Raw genomic sequence first — 21312 nt, 5'->3', positions numbered from 1 at the left:
ATCGCCATGCAATCCGCCATCGATTTCGAGCAGCTCGCAAACGCCATCGGGGACGCCATCGTCATCTCGGACGCAGCCGGCGACATCACGTTCTGGAATCCGGCGGCCACGCGCATGTTCGGTTATACGCAGGCAGAAGCGCTCGGCAAGACGCTCGACCTGATCATTCCCGAGCGGCTGCGCGGGCGCCACTGGGAGGGCTATCACAAGACGATGGCGACCGGCCAGACGCGCTATGGCAACGACGTGCTGCGCGTGCCGGCCGTGGACAAGGCGGGCAAGGCGCTTTCCATTGCCTTCACCGTGGCGCTTCTGCACTCGCCGCAGGGCGAACTCGACGGCATCGTCGCCGTGATCCGCGATGAGACGGTGCGCTTCCAGGAGGAGCGCGCGCTCAAGAAACGCATCACCGAACTCGAAGCACAGGCCCAGCAATCCTGAAACCTCGGGAACTCTTCGATGCACACCGAAAGACTCGGACATTTCGAGGTCGAACTCTCGGCCCGGCAAATGATTCATAACGGCGGCTGGGCCGCGTTCGCCGCGATCCACGCGGTCGAGCCCGCCGCCGACTCACCGGCGGCCGCAGTATTGCCCCGTCAATGGGTGGTCGACGAAACCGTATTCGAAAGCGAGGCCGCCGCGATTGCCGGTGCCCGGCAAGCGGCGCTCGCTTTCCTCAAGAGCGGCAATTCGCCCAGCCTGGGCACGTCATAGGGCAAAGCCCTCGTCGAGCCGCGGCACACAGAATTCCAACATGCAGCCGGACTAAGGCGCTCAAGCGCCAACTCCGGCCGACACAGGAGACGTTTCATGAAGTCGTGGCTACGCTTTGGGCGCGCCAGATGCATTGGCGCGCCGCCGATTGCGTTTGTTCCCGCCGCAGTGCGCTCTGTTGTGATGCAAGGAGGCGGATCATGGCATTGACGATCGCGGTCCCCCGTGAGACACACGAAGGCGAACGACGCGTCGCCGCGACGCCGGAAAGCGTGGCACAACTAATTAAACTCGGGTATGCCGTCGAAGTGGAAACGACGGCGGGCGCGAGCGCTTCCTACCCGGACGACGCCTACCGCGCGGCAGGCGCGCGCGTCGTGGACGACGCGCAAGCGCTCTTGAGCGGCGCGGATATCGTCGTCAAGGTGCGTCCGCCTTCGAGTGAAGAAGTGCAGCGCCTGAAACGCGGCGCGACGCTGATCGGTTTCATCTGGCCCGCGCAAAACGCCGCGCTGCTCGAACAACTCGCGGCGCGCGAGGTCACGGTGCTCGCGATGGACTGCGTGCCGCGCATCTCGCGCGCGCAGAAGCTCGACGCACTCAGCTCGATGGCGAACATGGCCGGCTATCGCGCAGTCGTCGAAGCGGCCCAGCATTTTGGGCGCGTTTTCACGGGGCAGATCACGGCGGCCGGCAAGATGCCGCCCGCCAAGGTGCTCGTGATCGGCGCGGGCGTGGCGGGGCTCGCGGCGATAGGCGCCGCGCGCGGTCTTGGCGCCATCGTGCGCGCGTTCGATACGCGCCCCGAAGTCGGCCAGCAGGTCGAAAGCATGGGCGCGGAGTTCCTGAGCATCGACATCGAGGAGGAGGGCGGCGGCTCGGGCGGGTACGCCAAACAGATGAGCGCGAAGTTCATCGAAGCGGAGATGACGCTGTTCGAGGCCCAGGCGCGCGAGGTCGACATCATCATCACGACGGCGCTGATTCCCGGCAAGCCGGCGCCGCGCCTCATCGACGCGCAGACGCTCGCGTGCATGCGAGCGGGCAGCGTGATCGTCGACATGGCGGCCGAGCAGGGCGGCAATTGCGAGCTCACTCGCCCAGGTGAAGTCGTGAATGCGAACGGCGTGACCGTGATCGGTTACACGGATCTGCCGAGCCGCATGGCGAACCAGTCGAGCCAGCTTTACGCGACCAATATCCGCCATCTGCTGACCGATCTCACACCAGCGAAAGACGGCGAGTTGAAGCTCGACATGGACGACGTCGTGCAGCGCGGCACCACCGTCATGCAGCGCGGCCAGGTGTGCTGGCCGCCGCCGCCGGTGCAGGTCTCGGCTACGCCGCAAGCGGCTGCACAGGCGAAGCCCGTTGCCGTCGCGACCGGCAACGCGAAGGATGCCACCGCGCAGGCCCCGCGCCGCAACGGCGTCTGGTCGCTCGCGGCGCTCGTCGTTGCCGCGTTGCTGCTGCTAGCGCTCGGCGCCGTGGCGCCGAGCGCATTCGTCGCGCACTTCACCGTGTTCGTGCTGGCGGTGTTCGTCGGCTATCAGGTGGTCTGGAACGTCACGCCCTCGTTGCATACGCCGCTCATGAGCGTGACGAATGCCATCAGCGGGATCATCGTGATCGGTGCGTTGCTGCATCCAGGCAACGCGGGCACGATCGTGACCCTGCTGGCGGGCATTGCGCTCGTCGTCGCGACGATCAACATCGCGGGCGGCTTTCTCGTCACCCAGCGCATGCTGAAGATGTTCCAACGGACCTGAGGAGACGTCATGCTCAACGGAATCGGCAACATGGCATGGCTCGGCGCGGCGACGCTCTTCATCCTCAGCCTGCGCGGGCTGAGTCATCCCGCCAGTGCGCGGCGCGGCAACCTGTATGGCGTGACCGGCATGGTGATCGCCGTGCTCGCCACACTGCTCGTCACGGGCGGTGCGGGCCTGCAAATCGCACTCATCGCCGCGCTGATGGGCGGCGGGCTGGGCGCGATTCTCGCGCGCCGGGTGGAGATGACGCAGATGCCGCAGCTCGTCGCGGTGCTGCACAGCTTCGTTGGCCTCGCGGCCACGCTGATCGCCTTTGCGAACTTTCTCTCGCCGAAGATCACGATGAACGGCGTCGAGCGCGCGATTCACGACACCGAGATCTATGTCGGCGCTTTCATCGGCACGGTCACGTTCAGTGGTTCGATTGTCGCATTCCTGAAGCTGCAGGGCACGGTGAGCGGCAAGCCGCTCGTGCTGCCCGCGCGACATCTGCTCAACGCGGTCGTGCTGGGCGCGTGCATCGCGCTCGGCTATCGCTTCGTCAGTGCTCCTGACGGTGGCGACGCACTCTACGCGATCATCGTGATGTGCGTGCTGGCGGCGGCGCTCGGCGTGCACCTCGTAATGGCGATCGGCGGCGCGGACATGCCCGTGGTCGTCTCGATGCTCAACAGCTATTCGGGCTGGGCCGCAGCGGCAACGGGCTTCATGCTCGACAACGATCTGCTCGTCACGACGGGGGCGCTGGTTGGATCGAGTGGCGCGATTCTCAGCTACATCATGTGTCGCGCGATGAATCGCAGCTTCGTTTCGGTGATCCTGGGCGGCTTCGGGGCGGTGAGTTCAACGGCCTGCGAGGCGCCGCAAGGCGAGGTCGTGGCGACCAGCGTAGACGAAGTGGGGTCGCTGTTGCGCGACGCGCAGGAGGTCGTGATCGTGCCGGGCTATGGCATGGCCGTCGCGCAGGCGCAAGGCACCATCAGCGAGATCACGCGGCGGCTGCGCGCGCTCGGCATTCGGGTGCGTTTCGGCATTCACCCCGTTGCGGGGCGCTTGCCTGGCCACATGAACGTGCTGCTCGCGGAAGCGAAGGTGCCCTACGACATCGTGCTCGAAATGGACGAAATCAACGACGACTTCACGAGCACCGACGTCGTGCTCGTGATCGGCGCGAACGATATCGTCAATCCGGGTGCGCAGGAGGATGCGGGCAGCCCGATCGCCGGCATGCCGGTGCTGGAGGTGTGGAAGGCGCGCACCGTGGTCGTCTCAAAGCGCAGCATGGCGACGGGCTATGCGGGCGTGGACAATCCGCTCTTCTATAAGGACAACACACGAATGCTGTTCGGCGATGCGAAGGGCAGCATCGATGCGCTGCTGCGGCAACTCGAGGCGGCTTGACGTTTGAGGGAAGGCGCGGCAGAACTCACCTCCGCCGCGCTGGCGGTAACGCGGGAGATGGCGCACGCACCGGCGTCGACGCGATGCGAAACAAGCCCGCGCGCAATCACAACGGACGGAGACAGACAACGTGGCATATACCGATCGTATCGATGGCGGCTATACGGCCCGGCGGCACAACCGCTGGGTGCAGCTCGTCGCCGGCATTCTCTGCATGGGGCTCGTGGCGAACCTGCAGTACGCGTGGACGCTCTTCGTCGTGCCGATGGACGCACGGCATCACTGGGGGCAGGCTGCGATCCAGCTTGCCTTCTCGATTTTCATCGTGACGGAAACCTGGCTCGTTCCCGTGGAGGGCTGGCTGGTCGACCGCTTCGGCCCGCGCCCCGTGGTCATGGGCGGCGCGTGCTGCGTGGCGCTCGGCTGGGTGCTCGATGCGTGGGCGCCCGCGCTGCCGGTGCTCTACGCGGCGGCGGTGATTTCGGGCATCGGCGCGGGGTGCGTGTACGGCACGTGCGTCGGCACCGCGCTCAAATGGTTTCCCGACCGGCGCGGTCTCGCCGCCGGCATGACGGCTGCCGGCTTCGGTGCGGGCGCGGCGCTCACGGTCATCCCCATCTCGAACATGATCCAGCAGTCGGGCTATGAGCGTGCGTTCGTGTTCTTCGGACTCCTGCAGGGTGCCTGCATCATGTTGCTCGCACTCGTGATGGTGCGGCCGAAGCCTCCCGCACACGCGACGGGCATGAAGCGCATCGTGGCGACGAAGACCGACTATACGACGAAGCAAATGGTTCGCGCGCCCGTATTCTGGGTGATGTACGCGATGTTCGTCTGCGTGGCGGCGGGCGGCATCATCGCGACGGCGCAGATCGGCCCGATCGCGAAGAGCTACGGGTTCGCCTCGATGCCGGTCACGCTCGTCGCGGCGACGCTGCCGCTGCTCACCATGACGCTCTCGATCAACAATCTCTGCAACGGCTTTACGCGGCCGCTGTGTGGGCTCATTTCGGATCGCATCGGCCGCGAGAATACGATGTTCATCACGTTTCTCGGCGAGGGACTCGCGCTGCTGGGCTTGCGCGCGTTCGGCCACGACCCGTATCTCTTCATGTTGTTCTCGGGGCTCGTGTTCCTGTTCTACGGCGATATCTTTTCGAACTTTCCGGCGACCTGCGCCGATACGTTCGGAGCGAAGTACGCGGCCGGCAACGCGGGCACCCTCTATACCGCGAAGGGGACCGCGGCGATGCTCGTGCCTGTCGCGACGCTGCTGGCGATTCACGGCGGCTGGAACATGGTGTTCGACATGGTCGCCTGCGTGGCGATGATGGCGGGGGTGAGCGCAAAGGTGATCTTGCAACCGATGCGCCGGCGCTGGATCTTTCAGTCGGGTGAAGAGGCGAGGATTGCCGATTCGGCGTTCGTCCCTTCGCCGCTAGGTTCGCACGAGTGAGCGCGTTCGACGGGTGCCCCCAGGCGCTATGGGCGGGCGGTGCGGTCGTGATCGCGGCGAGCGGTTGCGGGGCGCAACGCTCGCATCATTTGCGCGGCGCCCTGTATTCTTGCGCTCACGCGTGAGCGCCGTACGCGTCGGGCGCCGTACGCGTCGGGTATCGATGCGGGCCTGATCGAGACGCGGGTCCGCGTCGGCGGACCGCTCGTTTTGCAGCCCGAGATGGGCATAACGGCCCTCGCTGGCGCTCTTGTCGAGCCAGCGCTCGGGCAGCCGGGTGGCGAGCAGCCAGGTCGCGGCGGCGCCAAAGCTGACGGCGACGATCGCTGCGACGACAACGAATTCCATTCGGTCTTCCCGATCGACTTGCCATGGGTTTGCACGCCCGCACGCGCCGTGCCTCGCCGTTTGGCAATGTATACCATGAAACATAACGGAGGGACGCGAGCGGATATCGGCCGCAAAACAAAAAAGCCCGCAGATTTGCGGGCTTTTTCGATGAATCCTGTGTGCTGCTAAGTTCTGCTTGATGAGACGTGGTGCCCAAGAGAGGACTCGAACCTCCACAGTGTTGCCACCGCCAGGACCTGAACCTGGTGCGTCTACCAATTCCGCCACCTGGGCACGTCTTCAAGCTAGACGAAAATTATGACGCGATTTCGCATCCCTGTCAATAGAACTTTTCAAAAAATCTTCATCCCGGGAACGCGGCTCCTGCGTTCTACGCGATTGGAGGGCAGTTGTACCCGCTGCTGCCGCCGGAAATGAAAAAGGCCGGCATGAAGCCGGCCTTCTGAATCTGGTGCCCAAGAGAGGACTCGAACCTCCACAGTGTTGCCACCGCCAGGACCTGAACCTGGTGCGTCTACCAATTCCGCCACCTGGGCAAGGTGTCGATTGCTGCTCAACGTGAGCCGCCGCAAAGACCGAAATTATAGCGGCGCCACAAGGGCTGTCAAGCGTTTTGTGGAGGGAGAGAAAACGCGGTTGCCGAAGCGTCGCACGGCGCGTGGAGTGGCCCTCTCGTCGCGCCGCGAGGCCGCTCCCACGGCTCGTAGGGTGCGATGCGGGTGTTAGAATGCCTCGCAGAAGTTCCGCCGGCAAAGTCCGTGATTCAGGTGCTGCGTGCAGCGTGGCGCACGCGGTGCGAGCGGTCAGGATCCACGTTACGGGCCGGCAGATTGCAGCACTCGAAGACCGGGCGCCGCCCGCATGTATCGCACATTCAGGCCGCGCAAAATCCGACGTCCACGCAACGAGAACAACCATCGATAAGCCCTTGAGCAAATATCCGTATCCGATTCCCAGCCGCGAAGAGATTCTCGGCGTGCTGCGGACCAGCGACTCGCCGTGCACCGCGAACGATATCGCCGAGGCGCTCTCTATCAAGCGCCAGGAGCGTGAAGGGTTCTTCAGGCGGCTCGCCGCCATGGAGCGCGACGGGCAGATCCGGCTCGACTCGCGCGGCCACTACCAGCTCGCCCATCCTTCGAATTTCGTCGCCGGCCGCGTGCAGGGGCATCGCGACGGCTATGGCTTCCTGGTGCGCGACGACGGGCAGGACGATCTATTCCTGCCGCAAGGCGAAATGCAGAAGGTCATGCACAACGACCGCGTGCTCGCGCGCATCGTCGGCTATGACCGGCGTGGGCGGCCGGAAGGACATATCGTCGAAGTCACCGACCGGGCGAACCGCAGTGTCATCGGGCGCCTCCTCAACGAGAACGGCGCGCTGATCGTCGCGCCGGAAGACAAGCGCATCGGCCACGATATCCTCGTCACGCAGAATCCCAAGAAGGCCAAGGTCGGCCAGGTCGTGGTCGTCGAGCTCACCGATTTCCCCAGCCGCCACTCGCAGCCGCTCGGCCGCGTGATGGAAGTGCTCGGCGACATCGACGATCCGGGCATGGAGATCGAGATCGCCGTGCGCAAGTACGGCGTGCCGCACGAGTTCAGCAAGAGCGCGCTCGACGAAGCCGCGAAGCTGCCCGACGCCGTGCGTCCCACCGACATTCGTTATCGCGTGGACTTGCGCGACGTGCCGCTCGTCACCATCGACGGCGAAGATGCGCGCGACTTCGACGACGCCGTGTATTGCGAGCCGATGCAGGTCGGCCGCGGCGAGGGCTTTCGCCTGATCGTCGCCATCGCCGACGTTTCGCACTACGTGCTGCCGGGCAGCGGACTCGATGTGGATGCGATCGAGCGCAGCACCTCGGTGTACTTTCCCCGCCGCGTGATTCCGATGTTGCCCGAGAAGCTCTCGAACGGGCTCTGTTCGCTCAATCCGCACGTCGACCGCTGTGTGCTGGTTTGCGACATGGTGATCACCGCGCGCGGCGAGATCAAGGGTTACCAGTTCTATCCGGGCGTCATGCACTCGGCGGCGCGGCTCACCTATACCGAAGTCGCCGCGGTCCTGACTAACACCAAGGGCCCCGAGGCGACGCGCCGTGCGGCGCTGCTGCCGCAACTGCAGAATCTCTATGGCGTGTACAAGTCGCTGTTCGCCGCGCGCCAGAAGCGCGGCGCCATCGATTTCGACACGACAGAGACGTATATCGTCTGCAATGCGCAAGGCAAGATCGAGCAGATCGTGCCGCGCCAGCGCAACGATGCGCACAAGCTGATCGAAGAGTGCATGCTCGCGGCCAACGTGTGTGCGGCGGACTTCATGAAGCGCCACAAGCACCCGGGCCTCTACCGCGTACACGCGGGACCGACTGCCGAAAAGCTCGAAAACCTGCGCACCTTCCTGCGCGGCATGGGCCTGTCGCTCGGCGGCGGCGACACGCCGCACGCGAGCGACTACGCCGCGCTGATGGCGCACATCCGTGACCGGCCCGACGCGCAGATGCTGCAGACCATGCTGCTGCGCTCGATGCAGCAGGCCGTGTACAGCCCGGACAATATCGGTCACTTCGGTCTTGCCTACGAGGCTTACGCGCACTTCACGAGCCCGATTCGCCGCTATCCCGACCTGCTCACGCACCGCGCGATCTACGCGATCCTGCAAGGCAAGAAGTACCAGCCGCAGGCGCCCGAGGGCGTCGAGCTCAATACCGCGCTCTCGCCGCGCGCCCGCGCGCTGCAGGCCGAGGACGAGGAGAAGCGCGGCAAGCGCGCCCGGGGCGCCAACACGGCGATCTGGGAAGAACTGGGCCTGCACTGCTCGGCGAACGAGCGTCGCGCCGACGAAGCCTCGCGCGACGTCGAAGCCTGGCTCAAGTGCTACTTCATGCGCGACAAGCTCGGCGAAGAGTACGGCGGGATGGTGAGCGGCGTGACGTCGTTCGGCATTTTCGTACAACTCGACGCGCTCTTCATCGAAGGTCTCGTGCACGTGACGGAGCTGGGCTCGGATTACTTCCAGTACGACGAGATCAAGAACGAACTGCGTGGCGAGCGCACTGGGATTCGCTATCGCCTCTCGGACCGCGTGCGCGTGCAGGTGAGTCGCGTGGATCTCGACGCGCGCAAGATCGACTTTCGCCTCGTGCGCGATACGCCCGTGAAGCCGGGCGGCAACCGGCCGATGCCGCTCGACAAGGGCGGCATGGAAGGTGGACCGCGTGTGCGCGCGCTGCCGGGCGGCGACATGGCGCGCCAGAAGAAGGCCGCGCCGGTGCCGAGCGTCGCGGTGAAGGAGGCGCGCGCGGCGCGCGGCGCCGCCAAGACCGCGAAGAAGCGCTCGGCCGTGAAGCCGACGCCCAAAAAGCAGGCGCCGCGCAAGAAACGCTGAGCGCCATGCATGCGGAGCGCCAAACGCGCTCCGCAGCCGTTTCCTATCCGGGCCGCGCCACTGTGCGCGTGCCCGGTTTTTTCACTTGCGTGCCGCGTCGGGTTTTGCCACATGGGCGCGGCTTGCATACGCCGGACCGCACGACGCGGCCGGCGACCATCGTTGTTGGCGGCGCTGTGTCTGCGCCGCAAAACGTTCATCAGGGGTTGTCTCAGTCATGTCACGTCTCAAGGTTCTTTACGGGTTTCATGCGGTGATCGCACGCTTGCGGCACGACGCGTCCACGGTCGAGGATGTCTACTACGATCCGACGCGCCGCGACCGCCGCATGCAGGACTTCCTGCACACCGCGAAGGAAGCCGGTGCGCGCGTGATCGCAGCCGACGAAACGCGCCTCTGGGGTCTCGCGCACACGGAGCGCCACCAGGGCGTGGTGGCCCGCGTGCACGATCTGGCGCTCGCGCAGAATCTCGCGGAGCTGCTCGACGGCATCCAGGGCTCGCCGCTCCTGCTTGTGCTCGACGGCGTGACCGATCCGCACAATCTCGGCGCGTGCCTGCGCGTGGCCGACGCGGCCGGCGCACACGCGGTGATCGCCCCGCGCGACCGCGCCGTGGGTCTGAACGCGACGGCCGCAAAGGTGGCGAGCGGCGCGGCGGACACCGTGCCCTACATCACCGTAACGAATCTCGCGCGTGCGCTGCGCGAGCTCAAGGAGGCGGGCGTGTGGGTGGTCGGCACCGCCGGCGACGCGAGCGCGAGCCTGTACGAGACGAAGCTCGACGGTCCGGTCGCGCTCGTGCTGGGCGCCGAAGGCGAGGGCATGCGCCGCCTCACGCGCGAAACCTGCGACGAAGTCATGCAGATTCCGATGGCGGGCACGGTCGAGAGCCTGAATGTATCCGTCGCTTCGGGCGTCTGCCTGTTCGAAGCGGTGCGCCAACGCTCGGCTGCTCGCTGATCGTCCGCAGGATCCCCCGTTTCGCGATCCTGCGAGATGCGGGCAGCCCGTGCCCGCATCTCCGGTAAACTATGCGGATTCCGCGTTTTTCTCCTCCTCGGGCTGTACTCCCATGACTCAAGACGAACTCAAGCAACTGGTCGGCCAGGCAGCCGCCGACTATGTCAATGCGAACGTGCCGGAAGGCGCCGTAATTGGCGTCGGCACGGGCTCCACCGCGAACTGCTTCATCGACGCGCTGGCGGCGAGCAAGGGCCGCTACCGCGGCGCCGTGTCGAGCTCGGTCGCGACCACCGCGCGCCTCGAAGCGCACGGCTTCAAGATTTTCGACCTCAACGAGATCGAATCGCTGCCCGTGTACGTGGACGGCGCCGATGAAATCGACGGCGCCGGCGCCATGATCAAGGGCGGCGGCGGCGCGCTCACGCGCGAGAAGATCGTCGCGTCGGTGTCGGACGTGTTCGTCTGCATCGCCGATGCGAGCAAGCGCGTCGACGTGCTCGGCCAGTTCCCGCTGCCCATCGAAGTCGTGCCGATGGCGCGCACGGCTATTGGCCGCCGCGTGACGGCGCTCGGCGGCGTGCCGGTGCTGCGCGTGCAAAAGGACGGCTCGCCCTTTATTACCGACAACGGCAACGAGATCCTCGACGTGAAGGGCCTGCGCATCAACGATCCGCGCACGCTCGAGGCGCATGTCAACGCATGGCCGGGCGTGGTGACGGTGGGTCTGTTCGCCGCCCGCGGCGCGGACTTCTGCCTGCTCGGCGGCGAAACCGGCGTCGAGCGCATCGAATACGGCAAGGCCTGAGCGGCCTCGCGCGAGCGGCGCGTGCAACAGGCTCCTCCCTGATTTTGCCTGTGCGCTGCCGCTCTTTATTTTGGCAGGCCTGCGTGGCCTGCCGAACCGAACATCGCGATTAATCATTAAAAGAATGCGATTTTCCGATCTGGTTGTCTGCGCATCCATCTAAAACATCAATTCGCCTTTCGATTATTATTGAAAGGAAATCCCCTAATTCAAGGTGTGCGCAATTCACTACGTTGAGAACCGCACACAAAAATGCGAATGACGTAGCAATGGTCTGACTGTCTGAGTTATAAATTCACCGTCCGGCAACGTTATGCAAACGGTTCGCTAAAAGAGACGTCGAAACGACCGGACAGGGGAAGAGCGGCGCGCAAAATGCGCAGCGGCTCGAGGGTTTCTGTCAGGCTGTGCGTGAGCGTTCGTGGCGTACGCCGTGCGGTACACGGGGAAAAAAATGACAACAGCGGGTATGCGAAGAACTGCATCGGACTACTATTCAATGTGGTCCGCCAAACCCAAAGAGTTTTGCGGGCCATTCCTTTGTTCTCCGGGATTTTCAATTCTGCATGATCGCCTGATTTACGCGAATGCGTAAAGCTTAATGGCGTTCTGCACGCGAATCTAATCTGGTAACTCCATTAAACGGTCTTCCTATATCGGGCGGGTCCGCGGGGATATTCGCGCGTTTTAAATGCAGTGATTTTATCGGCATTGCAATTGAAGTCGTGTTAAATGCGCCCGCGCTATCAGGGGGAGTGCGCGCGCATTCATCCAACGTTCCCCTGCTTTATCAGGAAGACCACAATCATGAAGAAGATTCAGGCCATTTCGCTCGCCGCCATGCTCTCTTTCGGTTCGGCTGCCGCATTCGCAGGCGGTGCCGGCGGTATGGGCGCGCCGTCGTCCTCCACCACGTCGGCGGTGGGCGCAGCGGGCGTCGGCTTTGGCGCAACGGCACTCACGTCGAACTCGACCTCCTCGGTCAATGGCAGCTTCACGTCGGCACTGACGGTGCCGGGCCATATCGACGCTACGGTGTCGCAAGGCAACCAGTCGTTCTCGAACGCGAGCCTCACGTTCGGTTCGAGCTACACGACGCAAAACGGCAACTCGCAGACCTACGGCCAGACGGCTAACGGCTACGTCGGGCAGACCGGCACGACGAGCACGAACCAGAATTCGTCGACGCTCGGCTTCACGAGCGCCACGCAGTCGGGTTCGCAGAACTTCAACTCGTCGGTGATCAACACGTCGTTCAACGGTTCGAGCGGCAGCTACGGCGGCTCGGGCTTCACGTCGAACGCAACCGCGAACGGCGCAGGCACCGCCAATGCGGACGGCGGCGTCGGCATCGTCGCAGCGGGCGGTTCGGGTTCGCTCACGGGCGGCATGCACTGGTAATCCGAACGGGTCAGCCGTTCACTAGCGCGTCGGAGAGGGGGCGCTGCCCCCTTTCCGTTCACGGAGAGAAGAATGAGCAAGCTGAAACAAAAAATTGCCGTTGCCGGGGTGTTGCTGTTTGCAGGCGCCGCGTGGGCGCAAACCACGCCGACCATGACGTCGGGGACCACGTCCACGTCGAGCCAGATGAGCACCGTCTCCAATACCGTCGTATTGCCGAGCGGCGGTACGTCGGACGTCACGTATCACGGCGGCTACGATGTGCGCACGACGCCCACGGTCTACGCGCCGGCCTTGACGGCGTCGGTGACTGAGACCTGCTGGGGCAGCATTTCCGCCGCGGTGTCGGTGGTGGGCGTGGGCGCGACGGCCGCGGGCACGATCAAGGACATGGACTGCAACAAGCGCCTGAATGCGGCCGTGGCATGGCGCATGGACCGCAAGGACATTGCGTTCAACATCATGTGTCAGGAAGACGACTTCCGCGAGGCTGCCGCGCAGACCGATCATCCTTGCGGCGACAATCGCAAGGTCGCGAAGAACGACGGCACGCCCCTGCAATTGCGCAATGCCGACACGAGCCCGGACTCGAAGCTTCAGGAGCCGACCGACCCGTTCGTGCGCGAACGCGAGCACTTGCCCGCCTTGCCGCTTGCGCAGGCGCTCGTGCCTTCGGCCCATTGAGACCCGCAAGGCTGAAGAGAAGAGGGCGTGCTCCTGTTCTCTCCAGCTAGCGCGGAGCGATCCAATCGATTCGGAATCCTCTATGTTTCGCTTGCGCTCGACCTTGCGTGTCTGGCCGCGCGACGGTGCAGGAAAAGCGAGCGGGCGCGCAAAAGCGTGCCGCCGCGGGCACGCCTGGTCAGGGGAGGAGACGCGAATGAACTGGCGGCGCGCAGCGCACGCGCGGCAGACCAGGCGCTCACTCGACCGTTTCCGCCTGGTGCAGGCGCGGCAGCAGCCGGTCGAATTCGCGGCGCACGATGCCGTAGCACTCGCAGGCGCGGGCTTCGAGGCCCTCGCGATCGAGCACGCGGATATGGCCGCGGCTGTGGTGGATCAGGCCTTCGTCGTGCAGCTTGCCGGCGGCTTCGGTAATGCCTTCGCGGCGCACGCCGAGCATGTCGGCGATCAGCTGCTGCGTGACGCTGAGATCGTTGGAAGCCACGCGGTCCACTTCGATCAGCAGCCAGCGGCACAGCTGCTTGCTCAGCGAGTGGTGACGATTGCACGCAGCGGTCTGGGCAACCTGCGTGAGCAGCGCGTGCATATAGAGCAGCATGAGGCGGCGCAGGAAGTCCGAGCGCGCGAATTGCTGCTTGAGGGCCTGCGCGCTCATGCGATAGGCGAAGCCCGCGCATTGCACCTGCACGCGGTTGGGCATCGTTTCGCCGCCCGTGAGCACAGGCACGCCCGTCATGCCTTCGCGGCCGACAGCCGCGATTTCGACCGAGCTGCCGTCTTCCATCGTCGAAAGCAGCGAGACGATCGCGGTGGTCGGAAAGTACACGTGATGAATGCGCTGGCCGGAATCGCAAATCAACTGTTCGGTGCGCAGATGAACGAGTTCGAGGTGCGGGGCGAGAGCCTGCCATTCATGCGACGGGAGGGCGCCCAGCAAATGGTTGCCGTGAAGATCGGATTGGAGGGTTAACATGACTGGTCCTCGTGCGAAGCGGCGCGTGCCGCCTCCTGTTTTTTGATTCCGTTCGCCGAACTCGTTGTTGTCTGCCGTTTCCCGTGCGGCTTTTGTGTTCGTCGTGCCGGCCCGCTAGTCCCGCTGTTCGTGCTCATTCCTGCTTGTTCTTGCCTCGTCGCACTCTCGCGTTTGTGTGCGCGGTATCGCTCGTGCGCATGCGCGTTCGTGTGGCGATCTCTCTTTAGCAGGGTATGTGCCAGTCAGTGCGAAAGCACGCATTGGAGCGGCTGAGCACGAGTCGGCCATGCGGCAGCGCGGCGAAATGCCGCGTTTTTGTTTCAGTTTTGTACGGCGACTTCGCGGCTGGCCGCGCTGCGCATTGCCCTTTTGGACGTAGCAAGTCGATGATTTATTGAGCTATTTGTCGCGGCGACCGGGGGAATCAGAAATGGCTCCTCGTTGAAACATGCATCCTCGGCGATTCGGGCGGCGACGCTCAAAAACAGCGGTTTTGATTCAGTTTTGTTGCAACGCAGAGGTAGCCGGCGAAAAGATGTTCGGCGCTGAAACATCCCGCGTGGGCGGCCGGGGGGCGCGGCCGCCGGGTGCGCACGCGGTCAGTGTGGGTATGCGTACAGATTGGCATGCCGAGGTTTGCTCCAATGGGGTCCGTAAAAAGCCTCGAGGCGTTGCGAGGCTTGAAAGGTTCGGGAAGCGCGTGACGCTTCGGGCGAGCCTGTCGGCAGGCAGGCGCGGCGTTCGTCGACGTGACCCGACGTATTCCAAAGGGAGCTCACTGCATGAATCAGCTCGTGACGCCTGCCGGCTTGCTCGCGGCAGCCAATGAACCCGAAGTCGCGCTCGTCGTTCAACCCGTGGTGCTGGCCGGGGGCTCGGGCACGCGGCTCTGGCCGCTCTCGCGCGAGCATTGCCCGAAACAGCTGATCGATCTGCTCGACGGCGAGTCGCTGCTCGAAGCCACTGTGCGGCGGCTCGACGGGCTGTATGCCCAGGCGGGCGCGGCGATCCGCAAGGCCGCGCCTGTCGTCGTGAGCAGCGAGGAACTGCGGCTCATGACCGTCGACCGGCTCCATCGCAGCGGCACGCCCGCTCGCGTAGTGCTCGAACCGGTGGCGCGCAACACGGCGCCGGCGCTCACTGTCGCGGCGCTGGCCGCACGCGCCGGGCACGAAGCGGCGCTCGCCCGCGATGGCGCGCTTGCCGTATGCGACAGCGACCCTGTGCTCATCGCCATGCCGGCGGACCACCTGATCGCGGATCGCGCGGCGTTTGCCGCCGCGCTCGAAGAAGCGGTGGGGTACGCGGCGCGCGGCGCGATCGTCACGCTGGGCGTGCCGCCGCAGCGCGCGGAGACCGGCTACGGGTACATCGGCGCGGGGACGGCGCTCGGGGCGAGCGGCGCACGCGTGATCGAACGTTTCGTGGAAAAGCCCGGCGCCGAACGCGCGGCAAGTTACGTGGCCTCTGGCGATTACCTCTGGAATAGCGGCATTTTCGTGGTGCGTGCATCCGTGTGGCTCGCCGCGATCGCGCACTGCCGGCCGGCGATTGCGGCGCAATGCGCGGCGGCTTTCGAGGCGGCCGCCATCGACGCCGACGGCACGGTGCATCTCGATGCCGCGGCGCTCGCCGCGTGCCCGTCCGATTCCATCGATTACGCGGTGATGGAGTCGCTGGGCGCCAACGCGCGGCTCACGGGCGTGGTCGTGCCGCTCGTGGCCGGCTGGTCCGACGTGGGCGCGTGGGATGCGGTGTGGCAGGTGTCGAACAAGGACGAAAGCGGCAACGTGGCCCGCGGGCGCGTGATGTTCGAAGACGTGACCGACACCTTCGCGCACTCGGACGGTCGGCTCGTGGCTTGCGTGGGCGTGCATGGCGTAGTGGTGGTCGAAACGGCTGACGCCGTCCTCGTCGCGGCGAGGGATCGCGTGCAGGACGTCAAGGCGATCGTGGGCAAGCTCAGGCAGGAGCGCAGCGCGGTGGCGCAGCATCACCGGCGCGTGGAGCGGCCGTGGGGCTGCTACGACTCGCTCGATCAGGGAGAACGCTTCCAGGTCAAGCGCATCGTCGTGAAGCCGGGCGGGCGGCTGTCGCTGCAGATGCATCATCACCGCGCGGAGCACTGGACCGTGGTGCGTGGCACGGCGCGCGTCACGCGCGGCGAGGAGGTCTTCCTGCTGTCGGAAAACGAATCGACCTACATACCGCTGGGCGTGAAGCACCGGCTGGAGAATCCGGGCAAGACGCCGCTCGAGATCATCGAGGTGCAGTCGGGCGGTTATCTGGGCGAAGACGACATCGTGCGCTTCGACGATGAGTACGGGCGGATACAACGTTGAATAAACGCAACGCCGAAAAGCACAACGTTGGGCCGCGCGCGAAAAGCGTGCGCAGAAGAAACATGCACGCCGACGTCCCTGCATATGCACAGCCAGGGACTGCCGATTGATTGAAGCCGATTGAAAGCGTGCGATTGAAGTAAGCGGGCGATTCATACGATCGCCTTACAAAAACAGCAGCGCAAGGGCAGACGCAACACGCGTAAATACGAACAAGATGCATGCCGCAAGCATCATGTCAGGAGATATCCTGGCTGGCGAATTATGCGATGCGCATGGCAACGTAACACCTAAGTTCGACGACGCACGAGGGCCCGCGCAGTATCCGCAAACATGGGCGATAACGCCCACATCGGGGGGGGTAGGGTCATGGAACTGGGGAACAAGGAACGCTCGCTCGTCAGCAAGGTGATGGACGGGCTGATTTCAGGCATCGTCGAGGAGCGGTATGGCGCCGTGCTGCCGCCGCAGGACATCCTCTCGAAGGAGTTCGACGTGAGCCGCACGGTGATGCGCGAGGCGCTCTCCATGCTGCTCGCGCGTCACATGCTCGACGTGCGGCCGAAAATAGGCACGCGCATCCGGCCCATGCGCGACTGGCGCATGATCGACGAGGACGTCGTGAGCTGGCGTTTCCGTTCGAAACCGGACAAGACGTTTTTGCGCGACGTGATCGAATTTCGCGGCCTGATCGAACCGGCGGCGTGCGCCCTCGCGGCCGCGCGCGCGAGTGCGGCGGACATTGCCGGCATTCGCGAGGCGTTCGAGGCGCTGCGCCAGACGAGCACCGACGATCCGAATTTCCAGACCGCCGACGCGCTTTTGCACACGCGCATCCTCGCGGCGAGCGGGAATCAGTTTTATCAGCAGATGGCGGCGATCATTCGCGGCGCGCTCTCGCTTGTGAATCCGATTCTCAGCACGCGTGACGGCGGCTGGAACAACGTCGTGGCGGCGCATGGGCGCATCGTCGAAGCGATCGAGCGGCGTGCGCCGAAAGAGGCCGAAGCGGCCGCGCTCGCGATGATCGAATACACCGCCGACGAACTCACTCGCGCGCTCGCGCCCGAGGCGCTGGAGCAGCGCTAAGGGCGGTCGTCGCGTCGCTCGCGTCCGTCCGCTCGCTGCGAGCGCATCGAGGCGGACGCATCGAGGCGGACGCATTGCGGCGCGCTGCGTGTGCCGGTATCGTGCATGTCTTTGGGTGCGCCGCGCGTGACATACGTTGTGCGGCGGCCCTGGACCTCACAGCCGGAGCACGCAGCACATGAGCGAAAAACAAACGATACGTTGGGGCATCGTCGGCGCGGGCCGCATTGCGCATCGCTTCGCGCAGGGCGTCGCGCACGTCCCGCATGCACGCGTCGAAGCGGTCTGGTCGCGGCGCGCGGCGACTGCGCAAGCGCTTGCCGACAGCTGCGGCGCAAAGGCGGCCGAGAGCGTGGATGCGCTCTTTGCGAGCGGCATCGACGCCGTCTACATCGCCACGATGCAGGACAGCCACGCGCAGTTCGCCATTGCCGCGCTCGAAGCCGGCCTGCCCGTGCTGTGCGAAAAACCCGCCACCGTGAACGGCACGCAGCTCGAACGCGTGCTCGACGCGTCGCGCCGCGCGCGGCGCCTCTTCATGGAGGCGATGAAGCCGCCGTTTTATCCCCTCTATCGAAAATTGCGCGCGCAACTAGATGCCGATTCCATCGGGCCGGTCGGGCTCGTGCGCGCGGGCTGTTCGGTGGCAAGCGTCCCTGCCGACCATCCCTCGCTTTCATTCGAGCAAGCGGGCGGTGCGCTGCTCGACATCGGCGTGTACGAAATGTTTCTCGCTGTCGACTGGCTCGGCGCGCCGCGCGAGGTGCAGACCGTCGGGCGCCTCGGCTCGACTGGCGTGGATACCTTCGCGAGTCTGAACTGTCAGCATGAGCGCGGCATTGCGCAGCTGTTCTGCGGGCTGGATCTGCACGGCTATGGCGACGCGCTGCTGGCGGGGCCGCTCGGCAACGTGACGATACACGCGAACTGGTGGAACCCGGCGCGCGCAACGGTGCGCTATGTGGATGGCCGCGTCGTCGAACTCGACGAGCCGTTCGAGGGCGGCGGCCTCAACTACGAGACCGCGCACTTCTGCGAGCTGCTGCGCGCCGGCGCGCTCGAAAGCCCGGTGATGACGCACGACACGTCGCGCCGCATGCTCGCCATGGCCGACGCCGCGCGAGCGGCGCTCGGACTGCGTTTCCCCTGCGAGTGACAAGCCGAATAGCGGCCCAAAAGCGACACGGCCCGCATGCGGGCCGCGTACGAAAAAACGCGCGTGAGGTCAGGGACGTAAATCAGTGGCGCGTAGGCAGTGCGAGGCGCCTTTCGTACCAGTGCTGCACCCATTCGAGCACCTGGCAAAGCACCCAGTACACGGCGGCGGCCGCGAGATAGAGAGGCAGCGGCTGATACGTCGAAGCGATGATTTCCTGCGCGCTGCGCAGCAGCTCCGTCACGGTGATGACCGAAACGAGCGACGTGTCCTTGATGAGGCTGATGAGGCTGTTCGAGAGACTCGGCACGGCAATGCGCAACGCTTGCGGCGCGACCACGTAGCGCAGCGTCTGGCTGCGCGAGAGGCCGAGGCTATAGGCCGCGAGCCACTGTCCGCTATGTATGCCGAGAATCGCGCCACGCATGCTCTCCGAGAGATACGCCGCCACGTTCGCGGAAAGCGCGATCACGCCTGCGGGCGTCGGGTCGAGCGAGATGCCGATGCTCGGCAATCCGTAATAAATCACGAAGATCTGCACGAGCAGCGGCGTGCCGCGCATCAGGCTCACATACACACGCGCGATGAACACGAGCGTGCGGTTCGAGCTGATGCCCATGAGCGCGAGCACGGCACCGCCGATGAGCCCGAAGATCATCGAAAGCACGGCGAACTTGACCGTCAGCACCGCGCCCTGTGCGAGCACCGGCAGCGACTGGATGATGAGCGTATAGATGGGCATGGGCGTAGGTAACCAATGGAAGTGGCGCGGTTTGCAATGGATGCATATGTGCGAAGGGCGGCATCGTGCGATGCCGCCCTTCGCGTCAGCCGGACTGTGCGGCGTTCTCGATCATTGCCGGATCATTGCGAGATCGGCTTCGTCACGTCGATGCCGAACCACTTGTCGGAGATCTTCATGAAGGTGCCATCGGCTTCGAGCTGCGTCATCGCGTCGTCGATCGCCTTGGCGAACTTCGGATTGCCCTTCTTGAACGGGATCGCCGACGGGTTGCCGGCGCCGACCGTCGCGCCCGTGCGCAGCGGCAGCTGCGAGTTCTTCATCAGGTAGGCGAGCATCAGGCGGTCGTTGAGCGCCGCGTCGAGGCGGCCCGCTGCGAGGTCGCGCAGATATTCAGGGGCGCCCGGATAGGTCTTCACGTCGATGCCCGGCACCGACTTGGCCATGTCCATGTAATTGGTGCCGAGGCCGACGCCGAGCTTCTTGCCCTTGAGGTCTTCGAGCGTCTTGAACTGGCGCGTGTCGTCCTTGCGCTGGATGAGCTGCGCGGCCGAGTACGTGTACGCCGGCGAGAAGTCGAGCACGGCCTTGCGCTGGTCGGTCACGCCGACCTGATTCACGATCACGTCGAACTTGCCTGCCTGCAGGCCGGCGATGATGCCGCTCCATTCGGTCGTGACGAATTCGGGCTTGAGGCCCATTTTCGCGGCCACGGCTTTGGCGATGTCGACGTCGTAGCCGACCAGCTCGCCGTTGGGCGCCTTCGAGTTGAACGGGGGGAACGTACCTTCGAGACCGATGCGCAGCGTGCCGCGCGCCTTGACCTGGTCGAGCAGGTCATCGGCGTGGGCGCTGGCCGCGACGCACGATGCGCCGACGATTGCGAGTGCAAGGAGTTTTTTCAGCAAACCGGATTTCATGTTTTCCTCTTGTTCTGCTGCTGCGATTCTGGTGCCAGGCATAGCGCCTCCGATGCGCCATGACTAGCCTGCCACTATAGCTTTACGCGCGGCCCGAGGCCAGCGCCCGCGCACATTCGGCGACGAGCGCCGGGCCGCGGTAGATGAAGCCCGTATAGACCTGCACGAGCGAGGCGCCGGCCGCGATCTTCGCGCGCGCGTCGTCGCCCGAAAAAATGCCACCCACGCCGATGATGGGCACGTCGCCGCCCAACTCGGCGCGCAGCTTGCGGATCACGTTGTTCGAGGCGTCGAATACCGGGCGCCCCGAGAGACCGCCCGTTTCGTTCGCATTTGGCATGCCTTCGACCGCCGCGCGCGAGAGCGTGGTGTTGGTCGCGATCACGCCTTCGATCTTGTGGCGCAGGAGCGTGTCGGCGATTTCCTTGACCTGCTCGTCGTCGAGGTCGGGCGCGATCTTGAGCGCGAGCGGCACGAGCTTGCCGTGCATGTCTGCGAGGCGCTGCTGCTTGTCCTTGAGCGCGGCGAGCAGGGCATCGAGTTCGCCGCCGCCTTGCAGCTGACGCAGATTCTTCGTGTTCGGCGACGAGATGTTGATCGTCACGTAGCTCGCGAACGGATAGACGCGCTCGAGGCAGAACAGATAGTCGTCGGCGGCGCGCTCGATCGGCGTGTCGGCGTTCTTGCCGATGTTCAGGCCGAGAATGCCGCGATAGCGCGCGGCCTGCACGTTCTTCACGAACTGCTCGACGCCGTGGTTATTGAACCCCATGCGGTTGATGATGCCGCCCGCCTGCGGCAGCCGGAAAATGCGCGGGCGCGGATTGCCCGGCTGCGGGCGCGGCGTCACGGTGCCCACCTCGATGAAGCCGAAGCCGAGTGCGGCGAAACCGTCGATCGCGGCGCCTTCCTTGTCGAGGCCCGCGGCGAGCCCCACCGGGTTGCGGAAGGTGAGGCCCATGACAGTGCGCGGCGAATCGGGCACGCGCGGGGCGAGCAGGCCCGCCATGCCGGTGCGCCCGGCGGCGCCGATCATGCGCAGCGAGAGGTGATGGGCGTCTTCGGCGTCCATGCGAAAGAGCTGGTCGCGGACGAACGGATAAAGGGTGCTGAACACGGGGAGAAGGCGCGTGCGCCGGAAAATGGGA

Annotated in this window: 18 protein-coding genes and 2 tRNA genes; 13 read left to right on the top strand and 7 right to left on the bottom strand. The window is 65.1% G+C overall.

Annotated features, from left to right (window positions below; translation table 11 throughout):
• Window positions 1–6 precede the first annotated feature (6 nt).
• The 5 genes from M3I53_RS01465 (at window position 7) to oxlT (ending at window position 5346) form a co-directional block, all read left to right on the top strand.
• Window positions 7–441, top strand: a complete 435-nt coding sequence (locus tag M3I53_RS01465) for a PAS domain-containing protein (RefSeq protein WP_254314206.1) — start codon at window positions 7–9, stop codon at window positions 439–441.
• 18 nt (window positions 442–459) lie between these two features.
• Window positions 460–717 carry a hypothetical protein gene (locus M3I53_RS01460; protein ID WP_254314205.1) on the top strand — a complete coding sequence of 86 codons (258 nt, stop codon included), beginning with the start codon at window positions 460–462 and terminating at the stop codon, window positions 715–717.
• A 200-nt stretch (window positions 718–917) separates the two neighbouring features.
• On the top strand, window positions 918–2486 hold the full coding sequence (locus M3I53_RS01455) for a Re/Si-specific NAD(P)(+) transhydrogenase subunit alpha (protein ID WP_254314204.1): 1569 nt from the start codon (window positions 918–920) through the stop codon (window positions 2484–2486).
• 9 nt (window positions 2487–2495) lie between these two features.
• Window positions 2496–3890 (top strand): NAD(P)(+) transhydrogenase (Re/Si-specific) subunit beta, encoded by a 1395-nt coding sequence (locus tag M3I53_RS01450; RefSeq protein WP_254314203.1) that lies wholly within the window; start codon window positions 2496–2498, stop codon window positions 3888–3890.
• 130 nt (window positions 3891–4020) lie between these two features.
• Window positions 4021–5346, top strand: a complete 1326-nt coding sequence (gene oxlT / locus M3I53_RS01445) for an oxalate/formate MFS antiporter (protein WP_254314202.1) — start codon at window positions 4021–4023, stop codon at window positions 5344–5346.
• Here oxlT and M3I53_RS01440 read toward each other — a convergent pair.
• From M3I53_RS01440 to M3I53_RS01430, 3 genes are all read right to left on the bottom strand, one after another.
• Window positions 5329–5694 (bottom strand): hypothetical protein, encoded by a 366-nt coding sequence (locus tag M3I53_RS01440; protein WP_254314201.1) that lies wholly within the window; start codon window positions 5692–5694, stop codon window positions 5329–5331. The genes oxlT and M3I53_RS01440 overlap by 18 nt on opposite strands.
• 189 nt (window positions 5695–5883) lie before the next feature.
• Window positions 5884–5970, bottom strand: a tRNA-Leu gene (locus M3I53_RS01435).
• A 176-nt stretch (window positions 5971–6146) separates the two neighbouring features.
• Window positions 6147–6233 (bottom strand) — tRNA-Leu (locus M3I53_RS01430).
• Window positions 6234–6625: 392 nt separating this feature from the next.
• On the opposite strand from M3I53_RS01430, the gene rnr reads away from it, so the two are divergent.
• The 5 genes from rnr to M3I53_RS01405 all read left to right on the top strand — a co-directional run bounded on the left by rnr (window position 6626) and on the right by M3I53_RS01405 (window position 12942).
• Window positions 6626–9088, top strand: coding sequence for a ribonuclease R (gene rnr, locus M3I53_RS01425; protein ID WP_254314200.1), 2463 nt, complete (start codon window positions 6626–6628; stop codon window positions 9086–9088).
• A 217-nt stretch (window positions 9089–9305) separates the two neighbouring features.
• On the top strand, window positions 9306–10049 hold the full coding sequence (rlmB, locus tag M3I53_RS01420; protein WP_254314199.1) for a 23S rRNA (guanosine(2251)-2'-O)-methyltransferase RlmB: 744 nt from the start codon (window positions 9306–9308) through the stop codon (window positions 10047–10049).
• Between the two features lie 112 nt (window positions 10050–10161).
• Window positions 10162–10857 (top strand): ribose-5-phosphate isomerase RpiA, encoded by a 696-nt coding sequence (gene rpiA / locus M3I53_RS01415; RefSeq protein WP_254314198.1) that lies wholly within the window; start codon window positions 10162–10164, stop codon window positions 10855–10857.
• Between the two features lie 807 nt (window positions 10858–11664).
• Window positions 11665–12258, top strand: coding sequence for a hypothetical protein (locus M3I53_RS01410; RefSeq protein WP_254314197.1), 594 nt, complete (start codon window positions 11665–11667; stop codon window positions 12256–12258).
• 72 nt (window positions 12259–12330) lie between these two features.
• Window positions 12331–12942, top strand: coding sequence for a hypothetical protein (locus tag M3I53_RS01405; protein ID WP_254314196.1), 612 nt, complete (start codon window positions 12331–12333; stop codon window positions 12940–12942).
• Between the two features lie 238 nt (window positions 12943–13180).
• Here the strand turns inward: M3I53_RS01405 and M3I53_RS01400 are convergent, their stop codons facing one another.
• Window positions 13181–13915, bottom strand: a complete 735-nt coding sequence (locus M3I53_RS01400) for a Crp/Fnr family transcriptional regulator (RefSeq protein ID WP_254314195.1) — start codon at window positions 13913–13915, stop codon at window positions 13181–13183.
• 782 nt (window positions 13916–14697) lie between these two features.
• Between M3I53_RS01400 and M3I53_RS01395 the strand changes: the two genes are divergently transcribed.
• The 3 genes from M3I53_RS01395 to M3I53_RS01385 all read left to right on the top strand — a co-directional run bounded on the left by M3I53_RS01395 (window position 14698) and on the right by M3I53_RS01385 (window position 18502).
• Window positions 14698–16257 (top strand): mannose-1-phosphate guanylyltransferase/mannose-6-phosphate isomerase, encoded by a 1560-nt coding sequence (locus M3I53_RS01395; protein ID WP_254314194.1) that lies wholly within the window; start codon window positions 14698–14700, stop codon window positions 16255–16257.
• A 369-nt stretch (window positions 16258–16626) separates the two neighbouring features.
• Window positions 16627–17346 (top strand): FadR/GntR family transcriptional regulator, encoded by a 720-nt coding sequence (locus tag M3I53_RS01390; protein WP_254314193.1) that lies wholly within the window; start codon window positions 16627–16629, stop codon window positions 17344–17346.
• A gap of 178 nt (window positions 17347–17524) precedes the next feature.
• Window positions 17525–18502 carry a Gfo/Idh/MocA family protein gene (locus tag M3I53_RS01385; RefSeq protein WP_254314192.1) on the top strand — a complete coding sequence of 326 codons (978 nt, stop codon included), beginning with the start codon at window positions 17525–17527 and terminating at the stop codon, window positions 18500–18502.
• Between the two features lie 82 nt (window positions 18503–18584).
• Here the strand turns inward: M3I53_RS01385 and M3I53_RS01380 are convergent, their stop codons facing one another.
• The 3 genes from M3I53_RS01380 to M3I53_RS01370 form a co-directional block, all read right to left on the bottom strand.
• Window positions 18585–19244 (bottom strand): amino acid ABC transporter permease, encoded by a 660-nt coding sequence (locus tag M3I53_RS01380; protein ID WP_254314191.1) that lies wholly within the window; start codon window positions 19242–19244, stop codon window positions 18585–18587.
• Window positions 19245–19366: 122 nt separating this feature from the next.
• Window positions 19367–20164, bottom strand: a complete 798-nt coding sequence (locus M3I53_RS01375) for a cystine ABC transporter substrate-binding protein (protein ID WP_254314190.1) — start codon at window positions 20162–20164, stop codon at window positions 19367–19369.
• An 82-nt stretch (window positions 20165–20246) separates the two neighbouring features.
• Window positions 20247–21281: a quinone-dependent dihydroorotate dehydrogenase gene (locus M3I53_RS01370; protein ID WP_254314189.1), complete on the bottom strand. Its 1035-nt coding sequence runs from the start codon at window positions 21279–21281 to the stop codon at window positions 20247–20249.
• Window positions 21282–21312 lie beyond the last annotated feature (31 nt).

Origin of the sequence: Paraburkholderia sp. CNPSo 3272 (assembly GCF_024206495.1) — a bacterium.
In the GTDB taxonomy this organism is placed as follows: domain Bacteria; phylum Pseudomonadota; class Gammaproteobacteria; order Burkholderiales; family Burkholderiaceae; genus Paraburkholderia.
This window is presented reverse-complemented; position numbering and strand designations above follow the sequence as displayed.